We start from the raw sequence: 24288 nt of genomic DNA on the forward strand, positions 1-24288 counted from the left end.
TTCTTAACAACGAGCGTCTCGCCGTCATAAGTCTTCTGAATATTCCAAAACCTAACAAACGCATCGTGTGTGCGTGGCATTACCCCCTCTTTCTCGTGACGAGCTCCGAGCGCACCGCCAAGCACCGCCGGACGACCGAGCGTACCTTTTTCAGCGCTCGGACTACGCAAGAGGGGCGACGCTTGCATGAGGCGGTTGCTGCGAATCGAGTGACTCATTAGTTCCTCACCTGCCTTTTGCCTCGCGACACTCTCCGACGGAGCGTTTTTCTTTGTCGCGATTATTAGCCGTCCCTCCAGCTGGATTTCTCCGATATCACGCTCGTAATCGCCGAAATTCTGCGCATTACCCAACAATGCGAAGCTTTTTATGTCTTCCACCAGCTCGGCCGGAGTGATCAAGGCGCGAAAGCAACAGGCTCGCGTTGCATTTCCCAATGTACAGGTTCATGCGTTTGCGCGGTGGCACGCGACGACTTGCGGCCGCAGGAATGAAGGGTTCGCAGGTGTCCTCCTGTCCGTGGCGGTCCGCGTCTTGCTCGCCCGCGTAAGGTCAACGCAATCGTGACGTAAGTCCGGCACGCTAACCGGATTACAATTAAGGTGCGCCGCCCGCGCCTGCGAGGAGCTTGTGGTCCTCCCAATGTTCCGCATTGATTGCTTTCAGTAGGTGTTGCCATTGTCGCAATCGCACGAGCCCTTCGCGGACTGGGCTCGCCATCGCTAGCGCGGCTCTCGTGGTAGCATTCCTGTGCATCGGATCAGGCATGGTCCGGCAGTCATCAAAGATGACGCCGTCGGTGCCCGATTCTAGCGTCTTCAACAATGCGCACCGGGCACGGCTTTACGCGGACACGAATGGTTGCCCCAACTTGCATAAAAAAGCCTCCGGCGGGCATGCCGGAGGCCTTATTGGAGGTTTAACTAAGGTTTATAGAGTCGGTGCGTTTTCTCCTTCGCTAGTTTGACAGGAAGCTCACCAATTACGCTGTGCTCGAAGCAACAACGTCAGGGTGTTCTGGTCTTTCAGCTCGTATACGGTAGCGGGCTTGGCGATACCGGACTGGAGTGGGAGCGCGACTGTGCTTCCGCTCGCAAACTTCTGGTCCAGCATCGTGTACGAGAGGTCGGCCGTGAAGGTCAGGTTCTTGACCGGCGTCCATCGCGTGACCAAACCAACCACACCATAGTTGAAGTCTGGGTTACAGCCTGCTCGTCCCGTTGAGAGCGCAACGGTCGCAACGAGGGCACCGCAGATGTATCCCTTTGCTGTGTCATTATACCTGACAGCACCCAACCCGCCGTAGATGCTGGAATTCCAGTTAGGATTCCAGTTATGCGTGTAGCCGCCCTGGAAACCGTATGTAGTGGTCAGCTCTTGGCCAGAGCCAGTGACAAACACCGAGTCAGAGACACCCGCGAGGCCGAGACTCTGGTAAGCACCTGGAAGGCCAGTGCCACCATACATCGCGAAGCTGGTCGACATGTACTGCTGGAAGTTGTATCGGCTCGCACCGTTTGTATACACGCCGGACAAGTTGACCGTGTCACCCGGACCAGTAGGGATGTTTTTGATCGACAACGCAAGCTGACTGGCCCAGCCCCACTTGTCGTTCGGGTGACCGGTCGCTTCGTCGGCGCCATAGTAGGCAGCGTGATTGTCGTGCGCCGCGGCCGACGCCTGAATGAGACCCCAAGCCTGGTCTACTCGAAGCATCGCAACGAGATCGGGAGAGCGCGAACCACCGATGTCGTTGGCGCCGAACACCCCGCTTGCAAGACCTGCCGCGGTTGCGCCACTCACGTTCCAAATACTCGTTGTAGACTGAGCGACCTGATCCTCAGCAGACAAAGAGGCCGAGATCCCTTGACCGAAATCAAAAGTATACGCGAACTGATTCACAGGATTCCAGCCGCCACCGCCTGGCAGGCCATCGAAGCTGTTGGCCGGATAATTGGTCCAGGGCGAGGAGAACTGCGACTGCGCCTTACCGATTGTAAAGCCAGCGAATTGGATGAAAGCGTAGTAAACGCCGATGCTTCCGGCAGCGATCTGGGATGCAATCGACGTTGAATAGGACGTTGCGCCATTTGTAGCGGTTGTGCCCGCTCCGGAATAGCCCCCGGCGCTCCAAGTTTGCACACCCTCGAAAAAGGTACGAACCACGCCGTATTCAGTCGCGGTGCGTGTGTCGACGTTCAAGTCAAAGCGCGCCTGAGAAGTATAATAATTCCGGAGCCGATTCTGCGCGCCGGCCACGCCGCTGTCAGACGGAACAATGATCCCGTTCGTGCCCAACCCTAGCGAGATACGCATATAGCCACCGAGCTTGATGCAGGTGTCAGTGCCAGGGATGTAATAGAACCCCGCTCCATAAAGTGAGCAGATCCTCACATACTCGATAGGCCTCGCCTTAACCGGCAGATCGGCTGCTTGAGCTCCTGCGCCGGCGAACAATGCCGCAGAACCGAGAATAAGACCCTTCGTCAATTTCATAGTCGACCTCCGTTGGAAACGTCGTTTCCGTCCTTCAAAATCCGCCGGCGTTAGCCCGGCCTGACGGACAGGGGTGCTGGACGGAACGACCTTCGAGGCGCCCCCTCGCTGTCCAACCCTTTCTATCACCTACAATAATTATTTCTAGTAATTATCTTCGATCAGTAACATTTGGCGAGGCTATGTTGTTATCGCGCAACACCTCGGCTTGATGCCTTGACGTTGCACCTTACGCTCTGCCCATGTGCAAGTTTTTGCCCCAAAACGGCATCCGCGCGAGCTTTTCGTGGTGGTTTTGTCTAGGGAGTGGCCCTACGATCTGGAACAAAACTTAATCCAAATAATTCTTCGGAACAATTACTTTTGGCATGACCGCTATGTACTATCGCGGGGTTCTTCAGGCTACTTAAGACGGGTAGGTAGCGTTCACGCCGCCTTGCGGCGCGGCCGCCACCACCAGCGAAAAGGTTGAAAAACAAAAATGGCTGAAGCCGAACAATCCGATAAGGCCGTAAGGGACTTCATCTGGAACATCGTGGAGATCCACTCACAGCTCGAAGAGATCCATAAGAGCTGGGCTCAAATGCTCGGAATCACTGAAGCGCAGTGGTTGATCCTGATGGCTATTGCCGAGCTCGACGATGGGAGCGGCGTTTCTGGAACTGCAGTCGCAAACAAACTGCGCATCAATCCGCCGTTTGTTACTAATCAGACGAAAAGATTGGAGACCATGGAGTTTCTAGCCCGCACGACGTCGCCCGACGACGCACGATTCATACAGATGTCTCTCACGGAAACAGCGCGAGCGGAGATCGCAAAGCTGTCGATTAAGAGAAAGGCCCTCAATGCCACGATACTTGAAGGGGTGGACCAAACGACCATTGACTATCTCAATAAGCGGCTGTCCTTGCTCGCCAAGAACAGCCGCTTGGCATCTCAGAAGCTGAGTATTGGTGTTTTGTAGGCCGCGAGTCGATCGCCTTAAGAATTAGGCCTCTCGCGACGGGAGACCAGGTACTTGTTGGTAAAACTGCCGGATTTCTAGGATTGGTCATTGATGTGATGCTGATCTCGCCGCCTCGCTCGCCTATGACATACTCATGGCTCTCATTGCGGAGCCGGACCAAATGCAGTGATCAACCTCGGTACATCCTTGACAGCATGCAAGCTTGATACTCCCGCCTCTATTAGCATCTGTCCTGCGTCACCAATGTAATTGGCCGCGAGCTGCTGAATTCCCGATCCAATCGGTGAACTGACGTTACAAAGCGTGGACTGCACTAAGGGCATTGATGGCGATCTCGTTCATCGCAAGGTTTGCGCTCGCGAGCACGTCGTGCGTCGCTTCCAGAATTCCACTACATGATGGCGATCGGCATCGACTGTTCAAGGGACCTAAGCTTGTATGGGCTGCTGTTGCGAACTGTTCGCGAGCTTGCGATCCAGCCATCGGAAGACGCAGTCGTCTGAAATCGGAAAGTTTTCGATCTCGCGTAGCGGGAAGGCGCTCATCCGCGGCATCGTCACTTCGAGGTCGACCTGCGCGCGCTCGCAATCATTTTGAAGTCTGATCGCCTCCGACACGCTGACGACGCTGCGCCCACCGGCGACCACGAGAACCGGGCATTTCAAATGCCACACCATTTCCCTGCGACGAGTACAAACCAAGTGGTTGTCGGAACCAGCGGCCGTCGTCATCCAGCCGATCGTTGCGAGTAACCGAGTTCGATTCCAAAGCCCTCCGTCACAAACCGCTGCAGCAACACGGGAATCTGACCGCGCAAACTCAGTAGCTAAAACAGCGGACAGCCCCTCACCGTAGACGCCAACACGAGCAGCATCGACCTTGGGCTGAACCGACAAGAAATCCATGCAGCTAGATAAGAACAGATTCGACAAATCGCGGGCACGATTTGAGACGTCATCATGAGAAACAACGAGGATCGAAACGCCTCGTCCGACCATGAGAGGCAAGAGCCTTCCAAGCAACGTCTCCGCCCTCTCTTCCTCTCTGCTGACGCAAATAACTGCGGGGGCGCAGAATTCGCGATCACTGGGAGTCACGTAGTATGCCGAGGTTTCAGATTGATCCCACCGTGCGATTTGCACCCGCTCAATGTTCTGCTCTAGCGCTGATCCAAGCCGTTGAACTCCACCCTCGATCTTCGCTGAAATCTGCTTAGCGTCTGGATCATCTTCATCAATTAGTCGTCTAGCAACTTCGAACGCGGTTAGAGCACAGAGCCAGGCTTCCCGAGCCTGATCTGTCGCTCCTTTTTCAGCATTTAGATTGCCGTGAAGCGACTGAGCGTCTCCGAGTTCTGACCATCTTGTACCCCAGTGCTGCCAATGACTGGCATTCTGCACGTCAACGAATTGCAGACCGTCCAGGAAAGCTGCGGCATCGCGCCGTATGGACGCTAAATCGCCTAGGACAACGGGCCACGTAGCGCAATCCATCCGGTGCCCCCCTCGCTATACCCTCACCTATCGCTCGCGGTTTTCGAACAAGTCTCAGCCGATCGAGTAGCGATCCAGAAGGAGAGTCTGCCGAAAGAACGCTGGTCTTAGACTCGGACTTCTAAACATACGATATGGGCTCCCCGGAGGTGAAATGCCCCAATGTGAGCATTCGTACGTACGAAATCCTGCAAGTTACTGGCAAAACCCGTAGGTTTTATTGTAAGTCGGGCCACTCAGACCTCAGCGGGCAATCCACCATTGGCTTCGGTACAAAGTGGCAGGATGATAGCTTTGCGATGCTCCGCTTACGAACCTTGAGGCGCAGCACTCAGAGAAAAATAGGTATCCGGTCCCGCGCACAAAACAGTTCTGCTCTTCTTACTGGCGCAGAATTTCTCGACTTAGATCGGCTATTTTGGAGAATACCGACGTCGATTCGAGTTATATTTTCGTCATGGTATCGCAGAGCGGACGGTCGATTGGAATTCTCAACCTGGAGCGAGGAGTGCCAGCCGGCGCCTCACCGCCACCGCCGCGCCCGGGCTCTTTATTGAATCCATCTACCTTCAACTTTCCGGTTATTGCAGAAACTGTTGCAGGAGCTTGGGTTGAGAATGTGGTCCGCGGCGATCCCGGCCTTGAGCCGGCTTACGTCGCCGCGGCTCGGCGACTGGTTGGGCGTGGGGCAGTAGCGATCAGCTCCACCTGCGGTTTCTCGATCAGGCACCAACGCGCGATAGCCGCGTCTGTGGACGTACCGGTAGCAATGTCTAGCTTGCTCCTTATACCGACATTGCTCCGTCAAGTCCCCCCAGAGGCGAAGATCGGTGTGCTGACCTACGATTCGACACATTGTGGCGAAGAGTTGCTCGGAGTCGATGATCCAGGCGAGCGAGCGAGGATTGTCATCGGCGGGATTGAAGGCGGTAAGTTCTGGCACGACGAGTTGAAGCGTCCGCCGCCGCCGATCGACGTCGCGTCAATTGAGTCTGACGTTGGTGCACGGATCGAAGGCCTTCGCGACGCGTATCCTGAAATCGCGGCGATCCTATTCGAGTGCGCTGCGTTTCCGATGGTAGCGGCAGCGATCCGCCGTAGGGTGAAGTTGCCCGTCTACGATATCACCGACCTCTGCCGCCTGATGATCGCATCGGTTTCTTGAACGGCTTTATTGCATTGGACGACCGCTCACTCGCTCACTCGCGTGGCTAACAAAAGCACCGAAGTTTATCTTTTGTGAGATTGTTTCAGCCCGCTTTTTCTGAGGCCAGTTTAGAAAACCCCTGACGTCCCAATGCGGATCGGATACTCACTTTAGGTTTCCTCAATCGCTCTTCGGACGTACCCAAAAGCAAGCTGTCGCGATTTGATGATGTATGTCGTTCCGCCTGCAAGATTGGCGGCGACTTGTCTTTTTTGTGCAGTTCGAGGGGCATTTCGCGCTTTTTCGATCGTCGCGAGTAGCTAAGCGACTACTTAGTCCTCACAGAACCGGGCATCCGCCTTTCCCGCGCCCTGCTCTTCCGAGCATAACCGTGTCATTCTGCACCGATATGGGACTAGTGCGTGAATTCGAGAGTTTTGTTTGTGTCCACCATGCGGAACGGTTTCCTCGACGAGTCCATAACGTATCCGGTGGGCGGTTGCCGAACGGCGCTGAGTTCTGGCGCCGCTGAAGCGCGCACTTCGGACGCTCTCTGCGCGTTTTCGCGAGAGGCCCGCTGCGCATCGCTGTGAGGACGTTCGAGGCACCCCGGCGCCAATTTGATCCGCACGCGTGCGCGTGCCGATGCCGCGCGCTTCGGGCAAGACGGCCACGCCGGCTTGGCCGCTTGCGCTATTGCGGTGAGAATGGGCTGAACTTCGGAGGCGCGTGCGCGATGTCCAAGAATCGCTTTCATGCTCACCTCGGATCAAGCAGGTCGCACAAGGGCTTGTTTGTTCGTAGATGGAACGACGCTCGAACACATCAAGGGAAACGCCGCACCAGTTCCACTCCGCGTTTTCGTTCCCGATTTCATGTGTTGGCGCCGGGCACCGCCGGTCTGAATGAATGTTGTTTTGAGGCGATCTTTGGCATCCACGGCGAGGCCGACTCAAGGTGAGCGGAGATTCGAAGCAGCTCCGCTTCGCCTCCAAAGCAGGAGATCAGCTGCACACCAACTGGAAGCCCTTGTTCGGTCCAATGGAGCGGCAAGCTGGCGGCCGGTTGACCTGAAGCATTGATGATGGCGGTAAAGGCTGTATAGCGGCTGATCTTTTGGCGGAAGCTGCGGAAATCGTCTTCCGTTGTGATGACTCCAAGCTTCGTGGGCAGCTGGGTGAGCGTAGGCGTGAGCAACAAGTCATAGTCAGCCATGTAGAGCGCCATCTCCCTGCCCACAGTGTGGAATTGGTCAATTGCGAGCGCATACGCCTCGGCGGTCAGGCGCGCCCCGAGCTCGTATGCATCGGCCAACGCAGGCTCCAGCCGCTCGCGCCATCCAGTGTCAGACGAATGTCGGATTTTGCCGTTCACTGTCGTCGTCACGGTCGCCGACAGGACTTGGATTTGCGCTTTGACGAATTGCGAGAAATCGATCGGCGGCAAAGGGGCATCGACAACCTCGTGGCCGAGGCGGGTCAACAACGTCTCAGTAACGTCCAACGCAGCCAGGCATTCGGGCGCGATCGGGATGTCTTCGAAAGCGGCCGTCCACTTGGCAATCCGCAGGGGCCGCTCGAAATTGTTCTCGAGCAGGGCAAAGTACGAGACGGGGACAGGGGGCGCAGCGTAAGGTGCGCCGGGTTCCATGCCAGCGATCCCGTCGAGGACTGCGGCGGTGTCGCGCACTGTGCGAGTCAGAACGCCGTTGATCCCTAACCCGCCCCAGGCTTCACCTCGGATCGGACCCGCCGGCACTAGTCCGCGGGAAGGCTTCAGACCGTAGATCCCGCAACATGACGCCGGGATACGGATCGAACCACCCCCGTCGCTGCCGTGGGCGATCGGCGTCATGCCGGTGGCCACCGCGACCGCCGCCCCACCGCTCGAACCGCCGCTCGATCGAGTCCTATCCCACGGATTACGAGTTGGCCCACCGTTCTGCGCGGCTTCGGTAGTTGGGGCCATATTGAACTCTGGCACCGTAGTGCGGCCGAAGGGGAGAAAGCCATCGGCCAGAAATCGTGTCACAATCGTCGCGTCGACAGCCGAGGGGGCGGAGCCGGCGAACAGCCTCGATCCCATGCAGGTCGGCAGGGTAGTCGACGGCAAACCGGAGTCTTTGAGCAGCAGCGGCAATGCCCCGAAACGACCCTTGGGTTTGGCTTGCGCAGCGGTCCGCCGCGCCATCTCCGGATCGATATAGCACAAAGCGTTCAGGCCCGGATTTCGCTCTTCGGAGAGTCGTAGTGTGCAGTCCATTAGCTCGAGCGGCGATATTTGCTCGCTGTGGAGCAGCTCGGCCAGCCCAAGGCCGTCGAACCTCACGTATTCCGCCGGATCCATCATGTGACTTCGCTTCCTCTGATCCTCCAAGCCAAACCTCGTCTGGCTGGAGAACAGCTATAGCTAAGGCCACATTGATTTTAATGAGGGCTTTTGACGACGGTCTGGCGCTCAATTACTGCACATCCGCGCTCTGTGCGGCGTATTTCGGCACTCATTAGCTGCTAGAGCGCTTTGTATATAGAACTTGTGCTCGAACCCAAGCTTAGCCGCGCTCCGCCCCGGCTCCTCTGAAACCATTTCATAGCGTCGCGAAGAGACAGTGGTTGCCGAACGCGATAGGGCCTGTACGTTGATGCGTTACCGGGACGGTTAACTCGTAACGCGGTGCAGGCGCTTATGCTCTTTGTTGCAATCACATAACCAGTCTTGCGTCCTGGGCTGCGCTTCCGTGCTCAAGTCTGACGCCTGACGCTAGTAGTAAGTTCCCGATGACGCTCCTGCAGCACATGCTGACCTCTCTCAAGACAGACCTGATTCCTTCGCAAGTTCGTCCATTACTTGCTTGGTCGCCTGATATGCAAGATCAACGATTTCATCGATCTCTGCCTCGGACACAACGAGCGGTGGGGCAAAACCAAGTATGTCTCCATGCGGCATCGCTCGCGCGATAAGTCCTCGATCACGAGCGGCCTTTGAAATGCGTGCACCTACTTTTAGTTCCGGATCAAATCTCCGTTTTGTCTGGCGGTCCACGACAAATTCAACAGCGCCGAGCAAGCCTACGCCTCTGACTTCTCCAACGATCTCAAGCTGCGCAAACCGCTCCTTAAGCCGTCGTTGCAAGTGCGCACCGACGGTCTTGGCTCGGTCGCTTAGCGCCTCTTTCTCGACAATATCGAGCACTGCATTTGCAGCTGCGGCCGCAATTGGATGGCCGGAATACGTATATCCATGCGAGAAAGCTCCAACGCGATCAGCTCCTTCTTCCATGACCTTGTAGACCTTCTCACCGACGATAGCGGCAGAGAGTGGTACGTATCCGGAAGTCAGCCCCTTGGCCACAGTCACCAGATCGGGCTCGATTCCATAGAGTGTGCTGCCGAAGTCGGCACCGGTTCGGCCAAACCCACAGATGACCTCGTCAGCGATCAGAAGAACGTCGTAGCGACTGAGCACGGTTTGGATTTCTTGCCAGTACCCAGCAGGCGGCGGCGTAATACCGCCGGTGCCGAGCACCGGCTCTGCGATGAAGCCGCCAACCGTCTCCGGACCCTCTCGTAAGATCAGTTGCTCAAGCTCCGCTGCACGCCGGCGAGAAAAGGACTCTTCCGTCTCGCCCGGCTCAGCACCCCAATAATGATGCGGCGTTCCCGTGTGTAGAATACCAGGGAAAGGAAGATCCATGTGATCGTGGTAAAATGACATGCCGGTCATCGAACCAGAAATGACCGAGCAACCATGGTAACCTCGCTCGCGCGAGATAATCTTCTTCTTCCTGGGCTGGCCGCGGAGATTGTTGTAGTACCAGACAAGTTTTGCTTGCGTTTCGTTAGCGTCCGATCCGGACAGCCCGTAGAAGACTTTGCTTGGCTTACCTGGTGCCATTCGCACGAGACGATCCGAAAGAGTCGCCAACTCTTCCGTCGTGTGCGCCGCGTACGTGTGGTAGTAAGCCAATTGATATGCCTGCCGCGCAATAGCTTCTGCGACTTCGGTCCGACCGTAACCGATGTTGACGCAGTACAGCCCCGCAAAGCCGTCGATGTAGTTTCGACCCTCGGCGTCGTTTATGCGAATGCCTTTGCCGCCCGTAACGATGGTGGGATCGCCCATTTTGCCGCTGGCGAAGTCCTTGAGGTGAGTGAAAGGATGCAGAACACTCGAGCGATCTCGTTCAGCGATGGTCTTGATATCAATCATGTCACTTCTCCTAATCTGCCAGATCGCCGAAACAGACGTACTTGAGTTCCATAAATTCGGCCAAGCCGTGTCGCGAGCCTTCTCGACCAAGGCCTGATTGCTTCCATCCGCCGAACGGAATAGGGGGCCCTGTGAACGAGGCTGTGTTGATGCCGACCATACCGCACTCGAGCCGCTCAGAAGCGCGAAGCGCCCGACGCAAGCTGTCGGTGTAGACGTACCCGGCTAAGCCCATTTCGCTGGCGTTGGCTCTAGCGATGACCTCTTCTTCGGTGTCAAACGGAAGGACTGCTGCGATTGGGCCAAATGTTTCCTCAGAAGCAATGAGCATATTCTCGGAAACTTCAGTGAGAAGTGTCGGACGAACGAAGTTGGGGCCGGCAGTGGCGCCCTGATGGACCGACACAACGGTGGCTCCCTTTTTCACCGCATCATCGACTTGGGCCCTGCACTTGTTGGCAACAGATAGCTTGGTCATAGGCCCGATATCTGTTGTCGGGTCCAGTCCATGACCGACTCGCAGTCGAGCCATTTCTGCAGCAAACGCCTCGACAAAGGTCCTATAGATGCCCTTTTGAACGTAGATGCGGTTAGCTGCCAGACAGTCCTGACCTGACGTCGCGAATTTGGCGGCCATCGCGCCCTTAACTGCCTTCTCGAGGTCCACGTCATCAAAGATGATAAACGGGGCATGGCCGCCTAATTCCATCGAGACCTTCTTCACCGTGACCGCCGCCCCTTGGAGGAGATGGCGGCCGACCTCTGTAGAACCTGTGAACGACAGGGCCCGCACTCTCGTATCGTGCAATAGAGGCGTCGCCAGTTCGATTGGATCGCCCACCAGAACTTGAAACACGCCGGCAGGGAGTCCGGCCTGTTCGGCCAACCGCGCAATGGCGAGCGCAGAGAGCGGTGTCTCTGGAGCAGGCTTTACAATGATGGGGCAGCCAGCGGCGAGCGCGGCCCCGGCTTTTCGCGTAATCATGGCGACAGGGAAATTCCAAGGCGTAATCGCAGCCGCAACACCAATTGGCTGCATTCGGACGTGAAGGAGACTGCCGGGCTTGTGGCTTGGGATGGTCTCTCCGTACGCTCGTTCTCCTTCGGCTGCGAACCACTCAAGAAATCCTGCCCCGTACTGGATTTCATGCCGCGCCTCCGCAAGAGGCTTACCCTGCTCGCTCGTGACGACGACAGCGAGTTCATCAGCATGTTCGAGTATTAAGGACGCCCAAGACCGAAGGATCGCCCCCCGTTTTGCTGGCAACAATTCGCGCCACGCCGAGAAAGACCGGTCAGCCGCCGCGATCGCGGCATTCATGTCAGCCGCGCTGCAACGCGCAACCTCTGCAATCTGTTCGCCGGTCGCCGGATCGACGACGACGTCTCTGCGGTGGCCCGAAATCCACCGGCCGTCCAGCAGCGCAGCCCCTGCCACAAAATCTTTGCGCAAAGTCTGCAGACGCTCCTTAGCAAGACCGACCAACTCGCGATTTTCCTGCCGAAGAGTTTGAAGGGCCATTTGCGGGTCCGACACCGTCAATTGTTGAAATTTGTTGTGCATTCAGGATACTGGTAATCTCAAGAGATTTGCGGCGCATTTCTTCGATGCGCTAACGATTTCCTGCAACGGACACGCGATCGGAGACGAAATGCACCTGAGGGCTGGAGCTTAAACATGCGATACGACCGGATAGACGCGCGCATCCTCGAGATTGTGCAGAAGAACAACCGTTTGACGTCCGAGGTCATCGGCGAGATGGCTGGGCTTTCTGCTACCGCGTGTCAACGGAGGCTAAAGCGACTTCGCTCTGAAGGGATCATCGAGGCCGATGTCTCTATCGTCTCGGCGAGGGCGGTCGGACGACCGATCCAGATGCTCGTCCTAGTGAGCTTGGAGCGCGAGCGTTCAGACATCATCGACAGGTTCAAGAAAGCTATCAAGTCGTCAGCTGAAGTGGTCAACGGCTTTTACGTGACCGGCGATGCTGACTTTGTTCTCTACCTTACCGCCCGTAGCATGGAGGAATATGAGCAGTTCACTCGACGGTTCTTCTATGAGAACCCCGACATCAAGGGTTTCAAGACGATGGTTATAATGGACCGGGTAAAAACCGGTTTCGCCGTTCCGATCGAGATGCCGGACGAAGACTGAGCTGCCCTCGCCTCGTTCCAAGCCTCGCAGTTTTTCCTCACGCATTCGCATACAATGCTCAAAAACCTCACCGTTGATCCACTATTTTATGAGCCTGTCGAGCCCTTAGCTGAAGTTGTTTCAGCTTTTTGAGGGCAATTGCAGCTTTACCGACAAGACGTCTCACGCGGTCGCTTGATACGTCCGCTCTGGCGAGACGATGCAAACTGAAAACACGCGGTGGAGGGTCAACTACAATGCGGCGCACGAGCTAGTTGACCTTCGCTCGACCGCTCCCGCCCTCCGCGGACATGTTCAACAATTAGAGCGGGCGGCGCCAACCTCGAAATCGACATCGCTGCAATCAGAGTATCTCGGAGCTGACGCTGAGAGCCGCGCGGGGATTTTGCCGCAACCGAGCGATCTCGCCGGAATGTCAGACAAATTGCCAGGGCAGCTCGCCCGGTGCATGTCTCATCTGCAACGAGAAGTGGCATCCTGTGTGGAGGTGCCCAACGCTCGCCTTTCCGGAGTATCTCAGAACGGAATTGTCTCGGGTCAGCGTGTTGCACTTGAGCTACCTACATCATGCTGGCCGCTTAACTTGCTAGCATCGGAGGTTTGTGAGCATAGACCGACCTTGTCCGGCGATGTCCCGGAAGCGCAGCAGGGCCGAGATGACTGATTCGCCCAGGTCGCGCATGTTCAGCCCCGACGGCGTCACCGCACCGCTCCAGCATCTCACGTTTCGGCGCATCTGGATTGCGAGCGTACTCGCCAATCTCGGCGCTCTAATCCGGAGTGTTGGAGCAGCTTGGGCGATGACGCAGATGACCTCGTCGGCAGATAAAGTGGCGCTGGTGCAGACCGCGCTATTGCTACCAGTCATGCTGATATCGATGCCTGCCGGCGCGATCGCCGATATGTACGACCGTCGCGTCGTAGCCCTCATCTCCGTTGCGATCTCGTTCGCTGGCGCGACCGCGCTGACGACGCTGGCGTGGGTCGGCCTAGTCACACCGAACATGTTGCTGGCCCTGTGTTTCGTCGTCGGAAGCGGAATGGCGCTATTGGATCCAGCTTGGCAGTCCTCGGTCAGTGAGCAAGTTCCTCTAAAAACTCTCCCCGCGGCCATCGCGCTGAACAGTATCAGTTACAATATTGCTCGCAGCGTAGGCCCTGCGATCGGCGGTATCCTCGTTGCCACCGCTGGCGCAGCCGCTTCGTTTGCCGTCAATGCGCTGCTCTATCTGCCGTTGATGTTGGCGCTATTTCTGTGGAAGCGCATCCCTGAACCCTCGCATCTGCCGCCCGAGACGCTGAATCGCGCTATCGTTACCGGGATCCGCTACATCGTTAACTCGCCCTCTATCAAGGTCGTGCTCGGTCGCTCCATGGTGACAGGCGTAATCGGCGGAGGGGTCGTCGCGCTTATGCCTCTCGTCGCTCGCGATTTGCTGCAAGGTGGCGCACAGACTTATGGGACCATGCTCAGTGCCTTTGGTCTAGGCGCTGTGATCGGCGCGCTCAATATTACGCAGGTGCGTAAACGCCTGAGCGGCGAAGCGGCAATCCGTGCCTGTGCGCTTTCGATGGGTGGCGCGATCACCGCGGTAGCGCTGAGCCGCGAGCCGATATTAACGGCCATTGCGCTGTTCCTCGCAGGAGCTGTGTGGATGATCGCATGGGCATTGTTCAATATTGGGGTCCAGCTATCGGCGCCGCGCTGGGTCGCGGGGCGCGCGCTTGCAGCCTATCAGGCGGCGGGATCGGGTGGGATTGCTGTTGGCAGTTGGGTGTGCGGCTCTCTGGCTGACGCCACTGGTGTGCAGACTGCCCTTCTGATGTCGGCCGGTCTAATGTTAGCCTCCCCGCTCTTGGGGTTCTGGCTACGCATGCCACGCGTAAGTACTCGTGAGGAAGATGCCGAGATGTTGGCCGATCCCCAGGTGCGTATTGAACTCTCCGCTCGCAGTGGGCCGCTTGTGGTCGAAATCGAATATCGTATCGCTTCGGAGGATGCGCGTGCGTTTCACAATGTGATGCAGGATGTACAGCTGTTTCGCCAGCGCAGCGGTGCGTATGGGTGGTCCATCGCGCGCGACGTCGCCGATCCCGAGCTTTGGACCGAGCGCTATCACTGCCCGACGTGGCTTGATTATCTGCGGCAGCGCAATCGCTCGACTAAGTCAGAGCGCGCCCTGGATGAAGCGGCGGCGGCTTTCCACATTGGTCCTCAGCCCGTGCGGGTTCGCCGCATGCTCGAGCGTCCGTTCGGATCGGTGCGCCGGAGGGAAGATGAACGTGAACGGGCCGCGAAGGACGTCATGCCGCGCTCAGGGACTGCTTGGAGCTGAGAAGCAAGGCATGCCTGAGCCCAACGCAGACAGGCCGCACGACAGTGCCGCATTTGCCCAAAGGCGCGCGTAGCTAGACGCCTGCATCCAGATCTGATGTCCAGTGTGAGTTCAGTTGGCGCCATCGGTCCGGATTGTTACGACCGTTCATTGGAGTGTCTGCGCACTCGCTTGATCCGCGTGCCTCAAAAGGATCTCCTTACCGTTGGCAACTCGGTCGTTGCGCTTGACGAACTTCGGTCTGGCGAGCTCGGAGGTCGAGCAGGGAAAATTGCGCTCGAACCGTATGATCACTGACCAGCAACATCCATTCGTGTCGGTAGAGCCGGGCGCTGCTGGCCGCTGTGTCGCCTGAGATCGCCGAAGTCGTGGCTCTGGATGAACAGGTCGGTTTGCTCGGCAATCTGGCGGATGATCTCTTCCCTTCCGGCCTGGCGCTCTTGACGGGCGTCTGTTGCGCCTGCCAAGCTAGTTTGTCTGCCGTGACCCGGCATCGATCGGGTAAAGAGGCCGAAGGCTCGCCGGTCGTTCGGGTGCCTGCAGCACTTGATCACCTTCGTGCCGCGGTCGCCGAGCGTTCGCGTCGGCGAACGCCCGCGAGCACCCGCGTGAGGTCAACGAGTTGATGGCTAAACGTGGTCGACAACGGATGATTCCGGAGCTCACGGTTGACGGCTTCGACAAAAAAGGGGCCACCCCCGAAGGAGTGGCCCGCCAAGTCAGGGAGGAAATGCCCCCATGGGAGGCCTCGGGGATCAGGCCGCAGCCTGATCGATCGGTGAGTATGGCAGGCCGAGACTTTCGGCCACGGCCTTGTAAGTTAGACGGCCACGATAGACATTGAGGCCTGCTCGCAGATGCTGGTTCTCGAGCACGGCTGCAAATCCCTTGTTGGCGAGAGCCAGTCCAAAGGGCAGCGTGGCGTTATTCAGAGCCTGGCTCGAGGTGAGGGGGACCGCCCCAGGCATATTCGCCACGCAGTAGTGTATGACCCCATCAACCTCATAGGTTGGATCGGCGTGTGTGGTTGGACGAGATGTTTCGAAGCACCCGCCCTGATCGATCGCGACGTCAACGATCACCGAGCCCTTTCGCATCGAGCTCAACATGCTGCGGCTAACCAGCTTCGGCGCGCTCGCTCCGGGAACGAGCACGGCCCCGATCACGACGTCCGCAGCAAAGACCTCTTCCTCAACGGCATCTATGGTCGAGAACCTGGTACGAGCCCGCCCTTCGAACAGTTCATCAAGTTCACGAAGCCGGGGAATCGACCTATCAAGGATTGTAACCTCGGCTCCCAAGCCAACCGCCATTCGAGCTGCGTGCGTGCCGACAACACCGCCTCCGATCACCACGATGTGCGCTGCCTGAACACCAGGCACACCGCCGATCAACAGCCCGCGACCGCCTGCATACCGTTTCAGCGCCGCACCGGCTGCCTCAATCGAAAGCCTACCTGCAACCTCACTCATGGGAGCAAGCAATGGAAGTCCGCCATAGGCATCAGTGACCGTTTCGTAGGCGATTGCGGTGCATCCAGATTTCAAGAGGCCTTTCGCTTGCTCAGGGTCCGGCGCCAAGTGGAGATACGTGAACAAAATCTGATTCTCTCGCAACTGGGTCCATTCGGAAGGCTGGGGCTCCTTGACCTTCACGATCAATTCGCTCGACCCAAATACCTCGCGAGCGGAGCCTAGGATTGTTGCACCAGCCTTGCGATAGCTTTCGTCTGTCGCACCAATGCCAGCCCCTGCATTCGTCTCAACTGCTACACTATGACCGGCAGCAACATACTCGCGGACGGCTCCAGGCGTTAGACCCACGCGATATTCGTGTGTCTTGATTTCCTTGGGAACACCGACCTTCATTTGCAATCTCCTCGTTTGGATAACTCTTTGTAGTCGGAATAGCCGTACTAACCTCCAGCGGACATCACCAAGTGGCGCAGAAATTCAGCTATTTTTTGTACGTTAGTGCAGGAATCCAGAGGACCGGGGCTAGGTGAGCCTCACGCCTCTCAAAATTGGCATGTGCCGCCGATGGAGAATCTTGCCGGAATGCTCGCTCAGCGTTCTCAGGCTTCGCTCCGCGTTCTCAAGGCGTCGCTCAATTCAATCTGCCGAGGCACCGCCGATCCGGCAGAGATCAACGCGAGGTTCTTTGAAAGTCTCTCTTGCGCCGATGCTCAGGAAGGGCTGAAGGCTTGGTCCGAGCGCCGCCTTCCTGACTTCGCGCCCGTATGAAATCTTGCACGCTCTTGCGGCCGAGAGGGCCGGGGCGTTAATTTCCGGATCCAATTTCGCGTTACTCAAGAAGACGCATGTTTACTGAGTTGCGGCGTGAGGCAGATCGAAAGTGCCGTACAAACCTCCAACTTGGAACGGAAAAAACGCAGCAATCCGGCGATCTTCGGTGCCCTTTTGCAGGATTTCAGACAGACGACGGAGTTCGCGGACTTGGTCGCGATGATATCACAACTGAGCGCGAGGACTCGGCTGACCCGATACGCTCAACCACCCGATGCAGGGTCTCGCGATCGAGATCGATCGAAGCCGGAATAGATGGGCTTCTTCGTTGTTTTGCCCCATTCGCAGTGATGCTCGATCTGAAATGCGAGTAGCGCTTGCGAGGGAGGCCCGCGGGTTCATCAACGATGGATCGGGTTTTTCAAAGATTTGCAGAGCAATTGACCGAAAGCACGCATCGAGACGCAGCTCAGCAGAGCATGGCCGAGGTCGCCGCTGCGCTCAGACTGTCGTGCTTCGCATATCTCGCTCTTCCCCGTGGGCCGGGCAGTGCTCCCAACCTGATCTCGACATATCCACCCTCCTGGACCGCCATTTATCTGCAGCGCGGCTACGAATCCGTAGATCCAGTGGTACGTCGGGCAAGGCGTCAGCTTAAGCCCTTCCGATGGGGGCTTGGATTTGAAACGCAAAATCGGTCGGAGTCAGAACGCGCTCTGTTCGAAGAAGCCGCCAAATTTGGGATTCGCTGCGGATTTACATTCCCTATCCACGATGACAAGGGCGCAATCGCCGCGCTGAGCTTTGCAAGCGACGAGCGTCGATCTGGTTTCGAACGCTCGCTGGTCGAGCACGCCCAGAGCCTGCGGCTCATCGCAGCGTTTTTCCATGCACATGCAAAACGCTTCTGGACGATTGACCGCATGGTCGGTGGGGTGATGCTGTCTCCTCGCGAGTACCAGTGTCTCGAATGGTCCGCGCGCGGCAAATCAGCTGGGGAGATCGGGATCATTCTTGGCATCAAAGAGCGAACCGCGGGATATCACCTGGATAACGCGCGCGCGAAGCTCGGCGTCAGCTCGCTTCGTCAAGCGATCGTGCTGTTGACCGAATCAAAATCTCGAACATAGATCAACCACAGGCTGCAAGCACCTGTGCAACTCCACAGGATGTGCTCTCCTGCCTTCTCTGCTTGCTTGCCTGAAGCAAGGCAAGGAGGCAAGAATGATGCAGCTCATCACGCCGGAGTACTACGGCGAATTCGTCGACGATCTCACCGAGATGCACCGGCTGCGTTATCGCGTTTTCAAACAGCGCCTGGACTGGAACGTCGAGGTCAGTGGCGAGATGGAAGTCGACGAGTTTGATGTCCTTCGACCCGTGCACCTCCTGAACCGCTCGAACGCTGGACGTCTTCAGGGTTGCGTACGACTTCTGCCGTCGACCGGCCCAACCATGCTGAGAGACACCTTCCCGATCCTTCTGAAAGGGCAGCCGGCGCCACGAAGCGACGGGATTTGGGAGAGCAGTCGCTTCGCCCTCGATGTTCCTCCTGATGCGCCGAAGGCAAGTGGTGGACTTGCTGCCGCGACTTACGAGCTGTTTGCGGGCATGATTGAATTCGGCCTTTCGCTTCAACTGACCGAAATCGTTACCGTCACTGACGCCCGGATGGAACGCATTCTTCGGCGCGCGGGCTGGCCGCTCCGCAAAATCGGAGAAGCTCGTCCTCTCGGAAACACCACGGCCATTGCTGGATACCTGGAGGTCTCGCCCGAAGCGTTGCATCGCATCCGCAAAGCGGGACACATCTCAGGTCCGGTGCTCTGGGCTCCAGTCATCCAAGCGGCCGCCTAGGATCTGGAAGCAAGTACAATCCGGGGCATCGCTGCGCATTGGACCGGAAAGCCATCTGCTTAAGACTTACGATGCACAAACCACGTCGATCAACACCTTCCCTTCAAGCCAGCAAGGCAATCGAACTGAAACACCTGCAATCGGCCGTTGCTGCGGCTGATTGTGGCAGCCTCCGTCAAGCGGCGGAATTGCTGAGAACCCAACAATCGAGTCTCAGCCGAAGAATCAGCGAGATCGAATATCACCTGGGAATTGCGATTTTTGAGCGCTTCAGCGGTGGTGTGCGCCCGACGCAAGCAGGCCGCAGTGTTCTTCGCCTGGCAAGGACAATTCTGGAGGAGTTCGATGCTCTCATCGCGACCGCGAGGGCTGTACGCAACAGCGAGGCTGGCCGGCTGAGTGTCGGGCTCTGCACCTCACTTTCCATTGGCAACCTGCAGACGTCCTTGCTGGATTTCAAGCAGCGATTCCCGCAAATCGAGCTTGTGACGATCGAGAAATCACGAACACGACTAGCGACGGCACTTCGCAACGGCGTTCTCGATATCCTGATCGTCACAGGGAACCTGCCGTTAGTCGATAACCGAGTGATGCCGCTGTGGAGCGAACGTGTTCTGGTCGCCTTACCCCATGATCATCCCCTCGCCGCGCGCGACACGGTCTATTGGACTGACCTGCGCGGCGAGACGGTCCTGATGAGCCACTACGATCCGGGAAAAGAGTTTGAAGATCTTCTGTTTTCCAAGCTCGTGTCGCCTGAGGACCGTCCTAAACTCGAGCGCCACGACGTCAGCCGCGGTATCATCAAGAGCCTGATCAGGATGAACACAGGAATCAGCCTGGTGCTGGAATCCGACATGGGCATCAACTATGCGGGCCTCGTCTACCGCGAATTGCGCGATGGAGCCGGTCCGAGCCGATTCGACTTTTCGGCATACTGGAGAGACGACAACGAAAATCCTGCGTTGGCTGCTTTCTTGAACTTGCTTTCTGAGCGCTATCCTTTCGGATGTTGACGGGCCCGCCGAGCCTTCCGAAAACTTCTGTCCGCTGCCATGAACCGTGCCAACATGGGAGCGATAAGCTTGGCCGGCTCCCCGATCGGCTGTCCACTCTCTTGTGCAAGGATTTCTGCATATGCCACGAGATCCCTGTGGACGCTCGCCGGGAGTTCATGCGCAATTTTGATCGGCTTATCGTCTTCGATCGCTCCAAGTTTAAGCTTTGTCATGTCCTCACCCTCTGTACGGTTCGAGCACCAGGTCACGGTTGACGATCACCCGCACCGGAAATCCCGGACGAATCGTCAAGGTCGGCTGGATGTTGAGATTGCGGCGGACCACCTGCTGGCCCGTCTGGTTCATCGAGTCCCCCGCCCCGCGGCGGAGCGCAGCGATGAGGTCGCTGTTGGTGCTATTCGTATCCGATCCGGAATTCACCTCGGTGCCGACGGCGAGCAGCGTCGAAAGGGCCGCGGCCCCCAACAGCTCCTTCCAATGGTTGTCGACCTCATCCTCAAGCCCAGAGTAGCCCGCGACATCTGCGCCCGGCTGCCGCTCCAGGATGATCGACCGCCCATTTGGCATGATGAGGCGCGTCCATACCAGGAGTACGCGCGATTGGCCAAATGCGACTTGGCTATCATACGTCCCGATCAACCGGGCTCCTTGCGGGATAAGGCGAGCTCGCCCGGTAGGGGAATCGTATACCGCTTCTGTGACTTGGGCCGTGATTTGCCCAGGCAGGTCGGACCGAATCCCCGTGATGAGAGCAGCCGGAATGACCGTTCCCGCCTGGACCACAAAGGGAGAGACCGGTCTTGCCAGGCGATCGGGACTGGTGGTTCGACGGTCAACGGAAGCACTGACGAACGCAAGTTTTCGATCCTGCCCAGTCTGGGCGAATGCTTCGTCGGATGATGGCGCTGCATTTGATGGGGCTTCACTTGGCGATGAGACAGGGGCCTGTGCGCGGACGTTCGTGCTGGCAAACACCTTGCTGGTGCGTGCCGCCTCGCTCTCCTGATTGGCGCGCTGCTGTTCAGCGTCAACACCAAGCGGGCTGGACGTTGAAGAGCCCTGTGCTGCAACGATCGGCCGGCCAAGATCGCCGGGTAAAGGTGGTCCAAGACGCGGCACCTCCTTCGGGATCTCAGCATAATCCTTCGGCAAGGTTGCAAGCTGATCGGCAACATTGTGGTGGTCGGTCGCGTAAAGCTCCTCGGTGGCCGGTGTGCGTGATCGCTTCTCCTGCAGAGCCCAGAAGACCGCACCAGAGATGAGCACCAACAAAAGGGCGCTGCCACCCGCAAGCACCTTGCGCGATAGACGCGTAACTTGCGGCCGATCCGGCCGGAGCCGAAGGGTTTCGGCGATATTTTCCGGCGGCTTAACCCGAGGAGCGTCCTTGGGTGCGTCATTCGGCGGGCCGGTCTCTGTCACAGCGACCTCCCGTCGGTTCGGACGATCCTGACCTTCTGCTGGTGCTCCTCGCCGAGCCTCAGTTCCGCGGCCGCGAACAGCCGGTCGACGATCAGCACATTGCCGTAGGCGCGATAGTTGACGAGCTCGGTCTTGCCATCAGGCCCGATCACGAACAGCGGCGGCATCTCGCCCTGGCCGACGCCGGGCGAAAACTCGATGTAGACCTTGCGCCCATCGTCATAGGTGTTGACAGGACGCCACGGTGGGCTGTCTCCCTCGATGGCGTAGCGGTAACGGCGCTGCGCCTGGTCCGGGATGACGGGTGTGGGCGGCAGAGCTCGACCACGCGCGGTCCGATCCTCCGGATAGAACCACGCGACCTGTGGCATGTAGGGCTTTTCCCGGGAGCGGAGCTCGATGAGGTAAGTGCGCCGGTCCGTGTTGACGACGAGATTGGTCTCGATCGCCGGACGTGTCGGCTTCACCATGATGTGCACACGTCGCGTGTCGCCGCTGCCGCTTTCGGTGTCGCCGACCACCCAACGCACGGTATCACCCGCGGCAACTGGTCCCGACCCGATCAGCTGCTCGCCGGGCTCCAAGGCGACGTCGGTGATCTGCCCCGGCGCGGCATAGACCTGATAGAGAGCGCCCGGACTATACGAGAACACCTGCACCGCATTGAAGTAGCCAGCCTTTCGCGGCTGCACACGTGCGGCGTCATTCGCAGTCTCAATCCGCTCGACGGGCTCTTTGGCTTCCGCGTTCTTGCCGCCGCGCGCCGCCTTCCAGGCCGGTGGCACATGCAGCGGGCGCGGCCGATCGTCGGCAAGCGCCGGCAGATCTGGAGCCGGCGGGACATCGCTATCGTAACTGATTTGCGGCGGCTTGAACGTGGTGCACCCGCCAAGGGTGGACACACCAATAATAAGAGCCAGAGCCAGGCTCGGGCGGCCCCTCTGTGACGCAATAACGAGACCTGACGGCATTTCTAACCCAGCTCCTTCGACCAGTTGATGGCGTTGACGTAGATGCCAAGCGGATTCTTGCGGAGGCGATCGAGATCGCGAGGCATCTCCACGATGATGCTGACGATCGCGCTCCACCGCTCGGTTGCGGCAAGCTGACCGTTGTCGTAGCGGCGCTCGACCCAGGCGAGGCGAAAGCTCTCAGGGGATGCCCGGATGACGCTCGAGACCTCGATCGCCACTTGCGTCTTGCCGAGCTTGGCGAACGGATCGTTATTGCGGGCGTAGTCATTCAGTGCGGCCGCACCGCGATCGGTTGTAAAGTCGTAGGCGCGCAGCCAGTTTTCGCGAAGGACGATGGCGTCCATCGGCAGGCCACGCACATGCTCGATGAAGCGCGCCAGGTGAAAGGCTACTTGCGGATCGGTCGGTTGATAGCTGGCGTTTGCCGGAGCAACGGCTTTGGCTTCCCCCAACTGATCGACCTCGACCACCCAGGGCGTGATCGTTCCGTGGGCGGATTGCCAGACCAGGGCGCCGGCAAAGCCGGCTGATAAGAAGAGGCAGCCAAAGGCCATCAGGCGCCAATTCCTGGCCTGCACGCGCGCAGATCCAATGCGATCATCCCAGACCTGGGCTGCGCGTTGATAGGGAGTGACGGGCTCCGGCGTGCGGCCGTAGTGAACAGCCGATCGTTTGAACATTGCTTGACCTCAGGAGATGGCAGGGAACCGAATTCGAAAGAAAGGAGGCGTCAGCGATCCTCTTGCGAGAGGTCGACAGATCCGCCGCCGCCTCCGTGATCACCCGAACGGATCGCGTGCGTTACCGCTGATGCGCCATGGCTGATCGTCTGCGCTCTCTTCATGCGCCGAACCCAAGCAGGCGCACTGTCTGAAGCTCTCGAGGCGTCCCCTTCTCCCTTACCGGCGTCGCTCGCCGCTCCACCAAGACCAGTTGCGACCGAACGCAGGGGACTTACGGCCTCGGATGCGCTCGCCTCGGAGCCGGACTGACTCCCCGCCCGAAACACGCTCATGGTGCCGCTTGCAATCGCGCTTCCACCCCGTAGCGAGCCTGCAATCGCTCCGCCGGCGAGACCGGCAGCGCCGGCCGCAAGGCCAGCGCCAGCCGCGACGACTCCACCCGCGGCAAGTCCCGTCCCGACGGCGCTGCCTGCGCCGAGCTGCGGACCTCCGGAGACGATGCCATTGGCAATCCCAGGTCCGAAAATGCCGAGGCCCAACAAGGCGAGAGCGCCGAGCACCAGCGCCATCGCGTTCTCGATGGTGGGCTGATTGCCGCCGAAACCTGCGGTGAACTGCGAGAATAAGGTCGATCCAATGCCGACGATGACGGCGAGGACCAGAACCTTGACGCCGGAGGAGATGACGTTGCCCAGCACCCGTTCGGCCGCAAAGGCAGTCTTACCGAACAAACCGAAGGGGATCAGGACGAAACCTGCAAGCGTCGTCAGCTTGAACTCGATCAGGGTGACGAAGAGCTGGATGGCGAGAATAAAGAAGGCCAGCAGCACCACGATCCAGGCGAACAGCAGGACCGCGATCTGGACGAAATTCTCGAAGAAGCTGACATACCCCATCAGGCCCGAGATGGAGTCCAGGATCGGACGGCCGGCATCGAGCCCCACTTGCGCGATCCGGCCTGGCCGCAAGAAATCTGCCGATGACAGGCTCGTGCCCGAGGCCTTGAGGCCAAGACCTGCAAAGCTCTCGAAGACGACGCGGGCAAGGCTATTCCAATTGCCGATCAGGTAGGCAAAGACACCGACAAACAAGGTTTTCTTGACTAGCCGGGCAAGAATCTCCTCATCACTTCCGAGGGACCAGAACAGGCCCGCAAGCGTGAGGTCGATTGCAGCTAACGTCGTGGCGAGATATCCGACTTCGCCCCCGACCAGGCCGAACCCGGAATCGATATAGCGGGTGAAGGTTTCCAGGAACTGGTCGATGACGGAGGTGCCGCCCATT

At 58.3% G+C, this 24288-nt stretch carries 19 protein-coding genes; 7 read left to right on the forward strand and 12 right to left on the reverse strand.

Annotated elements, in window-relative coordinates; all coding sequences use genetic code 11:
* Both AC0L3C_RS35385 and AC0L3C_RS35390 read right to left on the reverse strand, forming a co-directional pair.
* On the reverse strand, nucleotides 1–401 hold a 401-nt coding region (locus AC0L3C_RS35385), incomplete at its 3' end, for a hypothetical protein (RefSeq protein WP_473410324.1).
* A 574-nt stretch (nucleotides 402–975) separates the two neighbouring features.
* The gene (locus AC0L3C_RS35390; protein ID WP_473410325.1) at nucleotides 976–2496 is read right to left on the reverse strand and encodes a porin; all 1521 of its coding nucleotides are present in this window, start codon (nucleotides 2494–2496) and stop codon (nucleotides 976–978) included.
* Between the two features lie 481 nt (nucleotides 2497–2977).
* On the opposite strand from AC0L3C_RS35390, the gene AC0L3C_RS35395 reads away from it, so the two are divergent.
* On the forward strand, nucleotides 2978–3460 hold the full coding sequence (locus tag AC0L3C_RS35395; protein WP_473410326.1) for a MarR family winged helix-turn-helix transcriptional regulator: 483 nt from the start codon (nucleotides 2978–2980) through the stop codon (nucleotides 3458–3460).
* A gap of 431 nt (nucleotides 3461–3891) precedes the next feature.
* Here AC0L3C_RS35395 and AC0L3C_RS35400 read toward each other — a convergent pair whose 3' ends face one another.
* Nucleotides 3892–4956, reverse strand: coding sequence for an alpha/beta hydrolase family protein (locus AC0L3C_RS35400; RefSeq protein ID WP_473410327.1), 1065 nt, complete (start codon nucleotides 4954–4956; stop codon nucleotides 3892–3894).
* 832 nt (nucleotides 4957–5788) lie between these two features.
* Here AC0L3C_RS35400 and AC0L3C_RS35405 point away from each other — a divergent pair.
* The gene (locus AC0L3C_RS35405) at nucleotides 5789–6121 is read left to right on the forward strand and encodes an aspartate/glutamate racemase family protein (protein ID WP_473410328.1); all 333 of its coding nucleotides are present in this window, start codon (nucleotides 5789–5791) and stop codon (nucleotides 6119–6121) included.
* Between the two features lie 855 nt (nucleotides 6122–6976).
* Here AC0L3C_RS35405 and AC0L3C_RS35410 read toward each other — a convergent pair.
* The 3 genes from AC0L3C_RS35410 to AC0L3C_RS35420 form a co-directional block, all read right to left on the reverse strand.
* Complete coding sequence (locus AC0L3C_RS35410; RefSeq protein ID WP_473410329.1) at nucleotides 6977–8452, reverse strand: amidase; 1476 nt, start codon at nucleotides 8450–8452, stop codon at nucleotides 6977–6979.
* 459 nt (nucleotides 8453–8911) lie between these two features.
* Nucleotides 8912–10312, reverse strand: coding sequence for an aminotransferase (locus AC0L3C_RS35415; RefSeq protein ID WP_473410330.1), 1401 nt, complete (start codon nucleotides 10310–10312; stop codon nucleotides 8912–8914).
* A 10-nt stretch (nucleotides 10313–10322) separates the two neighbouring features.
* Nucleotides 10323–11834 carry an NAD-dependent succinate-semialdehyde dehydrogenase gene (locus AC0L3C_RS35420; RefSeq protein WP_473410345.1) on the reverse strand — a complete coding sequence of 504 codons (1512 nt, stop codon included), beginning with the start codon at nucleotides 11832–11834 and terminating at the stop codon, nucleotides 10323–10325.
* Between the two features lie 156 nt (nucleotides 11835–11990).
* Between AC0L3C_RS35420 and AC0L3C_RS35425 the strand changes: the two genes are divergently transcribed.
* Nucleotides 11991–12467 (forward strand): Lrp/AsnC family transcriptional regulator, encoded by a 477-nt coding sequence (locus AC0L3C_RS35425; protein WP_231144083.1) that lies wholly within the window; start codon nucleotides 11991–11993, stop codon nucleotides 12465–12467.
* Nucleotides 12468–13123: 656 nt separating this feature from the next.
* Nucleotides 13124–14803 carry an MFS transporter gene (locus AC0L3C_RS35430; protein WP_473410331.1) on the forward strand — a complete coding sequence of 560 codons (1680 nt, stop codon included), beginning with the start codon at nucleotides 13124–13126 and terminating at the stop codon, nucleotides 14801–14803.
* A 755-nt stretch (nucleotides 14804–15558) separates the two neighbouring features.
* On the opposite strand, the gene ald is transcribed toward AC0L3C_RS35430, so the two are convergent.
* Nucleotides 15559–16671: an alanine dehydrogenase gene (ald, locus tag AC0L3C_RS35435; protein WP_473410332.1), complete on the reverse strand. Its 1113-nt coding sequence runs from the start codon at nucleotides 16669–16671 to the stop codon at nucleotides 15559–15561.
* 785 nt (nucleotides 16672–17456) lie between these two features.
* Here ald and AC0L3C_RS35440 point away from each other — a divergent pair.
* From AC0L3C_RS35440 to AC0L3C_RS35450, 3 genes are all read left to right on the forward strand, one after another.
* Nucleotides 17457–18179 carry a helix-turn-helix transcriptional regulator gene (locus tag AC0L3C_RS35440; protein WP_473410333.1) on the forward strand — a complete coding sequence of 241 codons (723 nt, stop codon included), beginning with the start codon at nucleotides 17457–17459 and terminating at the stop codon, nucleotides 18177–18179.
* 94 nt (nucleotides 18180–18273) lie between these two features.
* Nucleotides 18274–18906: an acyl-homoserine-lactone synthase gene (locus tag AC0L3C_RS35445; RefSeq protein ID WP_473265012.1), complete on the forward strand. Its 633-nt coding sequence runs from the start codon at nucleotides 18274–18276 to the stop codon at nucleotides 18904–18906.
* 71 nt (nucleotides 18907–18977) lie between these two features.
* Nucleotides 18978–19922 carry a LysR family transcriptional regulator gene (locus AC0L3C_RS35450; protein WP_473410334.1) on the forward strand — a complete coding sequence of 315 codons (945 nt, stop codon included), beginning with the start codon at nucleotides 18978–18980 and terminating at the stop codon, nucleotides 19920–19922.
* Here the strand turns inward: AC0L3C_RS35450 and AC0L3C_RS35455 are convergent.
* Genes AC0L3C_RS35455 through trbL form a run of 5 tightly spaced genes read right to left on the reverse strand, consistent with a single transcriptional unit; the run spans nucleotide 19904 to nucleotide 24287 of the window.
* Entirely contained in the window at nucleotides 19904–20137 is a 234-nt protein-coding gene (locus AC0L3C_RS35455) for a DUF2274 domain-containing protein (RefSeq protein ID WP_473372145.1), read from the reverse strand. The two genes, AC0L3C_RS35450 and AC0L3C_RS35455, sit on opposite strands and share 19 nt — an antisense overlap.
* Nucleotides 20138–20141: 4 nt before the next feature.
* Entirely contained in the window at nucleotides 20142–21347 is a 1206-nt protein-coding gene (locus tag AC0L3C_RS35460) for a TraB/TrbI/VirB10 family type IV secretion system protein (protein WP_473410335.1), read from the reverse strand.
* On the reverse strand, nucleotides 21344–22318 hold the full coding sequence (trbG, locus tag AC0L3C_RS35465) for a P-type conjugative transfer protein TrbG (protein WP_473410336.1): 975 nt from the start codon (nucleotides 22316–22318) through the stop codon (nucleotides 21344–21346). Before trbG ends, AC0L3C_RS35460 begins: the two co-directional genes overlap by 4 nt.
* Before the next feature lie 2 nt (nucleotides 22319–22320).
* Nucleotides 22321–23001, reverse strand: a complete 681-nt coding sequence (trbF, locus tag AC0L3C_RS35470; RefSeq protein ID WP_473410337.1) for a conjugal transfer protein TrbF — start codon at nucleotides 22999–23001, stop codon at nucleotides 22321–22323.
* A 50-nt stretch (nucleotides 23002–23051) separates the two neighbouring features.
* On the reverse strand, nucleotides 23052–24287 hold the full coding sequence (trbL, locus tag AC0L3C_RS35475) for a P-type conjugative transfer protein TrbL (RefSeq protein WP_473410338.1): 1236 nt from the start codon (nucleotides 24285–24287) through the stop codon (nucleotides 23052–23054).
* Between the last annotated feature and the right edge of the window lies 1 nt (nucleotide 24288).

The sequence above is a fragment of the Bradyrhizobium sp. WSM4872 genome, from assembly GCF_055811715.1.